The sequence below is a fragment of the Pseudomonas sp. RL_105y_Pfl2_101 genome, from assembly GCF_963970585.1.
Classification (GTDB): Bacteria; Pseudomonadota; Gammaproteobacteria; order Pseudomonadales; family Pseudomonadaceae; genus Aquipseudomonas.
On sequence record NZ_CAXAPG010000098.1, the window covers coordinates 1 to 2507 of the forward strand.

General features: G+C 52.7%; 2 protein-coding genes. Both read left to right on the forward strand.

All coding sequences use genetic code 11. The annotated features are described in order from the left end of the window. The coding region (locus AACY31_RS28505; RefSeq protein ID WP_339505611.1) for an RHS repeat domain-containing protein at positions 1–1229 on the forward strand (1229 nt) is incomplete at its 5' end. Continuing rightward, on the forward strand, positions 1226–1990 hold the full coding sequence (locus AACY31_RS28510; RefSeq protein WP_339505612.1) for a pentapeptide repeat-containing protein: 765 nt from the start codon (positions 1226–1228) through the stop codon (positions 1988–1990). The genes AACY31_RS28505 and AACY31_RS28510, both read left to right, overlap by 4 nt. Positions 1991–2507: the final 517 nt, after the last annotated feature.

The following is a 2507-nucleotide window of genomic DNA, read 5'->3' on the forward strand; positions in this document are numbered from 1 at the left end:
ACCAGCAACCCGCCGCGCAACAGCGCCAGCTCCTGCACTACGACGCCACCGGCCGCATCATCGCCAGCCAGGACAGCCTGCACGGCCAGCGCGAGACCTTCACCTACGACGCCGCCGCCAACCTGCTGGACGGCCCAGCGCCCGGCGCCGGATTGGTGGTGCACAACAAACTGCTGACCTACCAGGACAAGCGCTACCGCTACGATGCCTTCGGCCGGATGATCGAAAAACGCAGCGCCAAACGCGGCGTGCAGCACTTCGCCTACGACGCCGAAAGCCGCTTGATTGAAGTGCGCAGCGACAACGGCAGCGTGGTGAAAATGGCCTACGACCCGCTGGGCCGGCGCATCGAAAAAACCGAACACGACAGCAATGGTTACCCGCTGGGCGAAACCCGTTTCACCTGGGATGGCCTGCGCCTGTTGCAGGAACACCGCCACCAGCAAACCAGCCTGTACCTCTATGAAGACGACGGCTACGAACCCCTGGCCCGCGTCGACGGCAGCAGCCCGCTGCAAAAGATCCGCTACTACCACAACGACCTCAACGGCCTGCCGGAACAACTCACCGAAGCCGACGGACACAACGTTTGGCAGGCGACGTATCGGGTGTGGGGCAATACGCTGGAAGAGGTGCGCGAGCCGTATTACATCGAAGAGCAGAATTTGCGGTTCCAAGGGCAGTACCTGGATCGGGAAACGGGGCTACATTTCAATACGTTCAGGTTTTATGATCCGGATGTGGGGCGGTTTACTACGCCGGATCCGATTGGGTTGGCGGGGGGAGCGAATCTCTATCAATATGCCCCTAACCCATTGGGATGGATCGATCCATGGGGATGGGCACCATGCGGCTCAACGACTAAAAAGCTACAGGCTCACGCCAACGCAGCGAAAAAAGCCGTGTACCGTAACCCTCAACGCTCATTGACTTTAAAACAACGAGCGGCGGTCAAACGCGCCTATGACAGAGGCGACTTCGGACAAGCACGCTCTCGCTACCGTCGCTATGTAGGTCAAAGGATCGATGCCGAATTCAAACGTAGGGTGCTGGCAGATCCGTCGCTTGCACATCTGAATGTCGCGAAATCAGGACAACGCCTGCCCGATGTGTATGATCCGAAAAGCAAGTCCTGGTGGGACCTGACGACGAAGGCTGATTGGAAAAAAGGCACCCATCAACGGCGTTATGGCGATTGGGGCAATGGTTATGAAGGAGTGTTGTGGTGAGTGACAGAATCCCATCAAAAACATTATCTGGCATTGAGCAGGACGGCCTCGTCCTGCCTGAGAAAACGCTTTTCAAAAATGAGTTCATTGGTGCCACCAAATTAAAGAACTCAACACTTTCCTACCCGATTTTTGACAGCTGTCTTTTGGAAAATTGCGAATTCGAGAAAACCGACTTCTCCAACTCAAGATTTTTCAACACAACAACCGTAGTCCAATGCACATTCAGCAATGTCGACTTTCGAGCAACAGGTCTAAGTGATAGCAGATTTGAAAACTGCACCTTCCTGAAGTGCGATTTTCGACAAACCGCACTGGTCGATTGCCACTTCAGCAACTGTACATTCAGCCAATGCAAAATCATTGATAACTCGCTCAATGCAAAAAAAATGACCCATGTTAAGTTCGCTGGAAAGCTCCAAGAAGTGAGCTTCATATCCGACCAGCCGAACACCCCACTGCTTGTCGATTTTGAGCTTTGCAAACTGGATTACGTCACCTTTCAAAACTGCGACCTTGAGAGCATCGTCCCACCTACTGATGGCCAACACATTTTTTTCAAGGACGTGTCAGCACGTGCGCAAAAGGCGCTCGATCACCTATCGTCTCAACCAGACAGCCCGATCAATAAGCTACTGAAGCGACGCTTGCAAAAGCTCACAACACAACGAGGGGCCCTCTTCAATATCAAAAATCTGGAAAGCTATGAAGGCTCGGAGTTTTCATCACTTTTTATTTCCCATCTCAAGGGCTCTGAATAGCCCCCCCGGCGGCCGCCCCCCCTCACTGGAAAGGCTTAAATAACTTACCCACGAGCCTGTGAAGCGATTGCCTCACGAGGCTCGCTCAGGTCTACGCATGAGTATTGGATTTCAAGAGAACGTTACGAATCCAGAGTCATCAAAAAAGAGCCGGCCGGCCCAGTTGCTCGTTGGAACGTCGAGATTTTGAGCGAAGAAACGCGAATCGACGCAGGCAGGAACTAGACCCAGCGAGGCATTCAAGACCATGATCTTAAAAGAAATTTACCTATACCCCGACCCAGCAAGTCATGCAATCGCTGGAAGCCATCTTGTTACGTTGAGAGCTGTACGCCAATTCGCTGTTTTCTGTAATCCCCAGACATTATTAATTCAGCCAAAACTTGCCTGAAAAACAATAAAGCGAAACTTCCCACAGCACATACGGAAAGCGTGAAGGCGACAGCCAGAGAATGCCTCTTTAAAGTTCTAGACCATTAAAACCTGCCCCATGGATCGACCGCAGGAGTTGCCATGC